Origin of the sequence: Mesorhizobium sp. M7A.F.Ca.CA.002.05.1.1 (genome assembly GCF_003998335.1) — a bacterium.
Taxonomy (GTDB): domain Bacteria; phylum Pseudomonadota; class Alphaproteobacteria; order Rhizobiales; family Rhizobiaceae; genus Mesorhizobium.
Map to the genome: position 1 here is coordinate 1 of NZ_RZQI01001343.1, position 1,072 is coordinate 1,072.

Annotated in this window: 1 protein-coding gene; it reads right to left on the reverse strand. The window is 65.5% G+C overall.

Annotation, left to right across the window (positions count from 1 at the left end):
• On the reverse strand, positions 1-1,072 hold a 1,072-nt coding region (locus EN939_RS35415), incomplete at both ends, for an amidohydrolase family protein (RefSeq protein WP_164751571.1).

The window sequence follows — 1,072 nt, forward strand, 5'->3', positions numbered from 1 at the left end:
CCCGCACCTCGTTGGCGCCCTTGGGCGCCGTGATGTCGAAGTCGTCGCCCTTCAGCTTCTTGCCGAGCTTGACGGTGTTCTTCGCCGTCTTCGGGTAATCATAGGCCGGAATATCGATTTCGAGCTTGCCGCCCTTGGCCACCCTGACGCCGCGTGCATAGACCTCGTCGATGGTCATTGCGGCGAGATCCGAAACGATCAGCAGGTCGGCCAGCCGGCCCGGCGCGATCGAGCCGATCTCGCGCTCCAGTCTGAAATGCTGGGCGGTGTTGAGCGTCGCCATCTGGATCGCCGTCACCGGCTTCAACCCCTGTTGGATGGCGTGGCGCACCACGCGGTCCATATGGCCTTCCTGGACCAGCGTGCCGGAGTGGCTGTCGTCGGTGCACAGGATGAAATTGCGCGGGTCGATACCGCTCTCCGTCACCGCCTTGATCTGCGAGGCGACGTCGTACCAGGCCGAGCCGAGCCGCAGCATCGCCTTCATGCCCTGGCGCACACGGGCGATGGCATCCTCGGCGCGCGTGCCCTCATGATCGTCCTCGGGGCCGCCGGCGACATAGCCATGGAACGGCAGGCCGAGATCGCGCGAGGCATAGTGGCCGCCGACCGTCTTGCCTGCATGAACCGTCGCCGCGATCTCGCCCGACATGACAGGATCATTGGCGGCGACACCGGGAAAATTCATCACTTCGCCCAGGCCGATAATGTTCTCCCAGGTCATCGCCTCCTCGACATCGGCGACCGTCAGCTCGGCGCCGGCATGTTCCAGCCCCGGCGCCGAAGGCACGCAGGACGGCATCTGCACATGCACGTTGATGGGCATGGCGACCGCTTCGTCATGCATCAGCCGCACGCCGGGCAGGCCAAGCACATTGGCGATCTCGTGCGGGTCGATGAACATCGAGGTGGTGCCGTGCGGAATGACGGCCCGGCAGAACTCGGTCACCGTCACCATGCCGCTTTCGACATGCATGTGCGCGTCGCAGAGACCGGGCACCAGGTAGCGCCCGCCGGCGTCGACCACCTTGGTGCCCTGGCCGATGGCACGGCTGGCATTGGGCCCGCAATA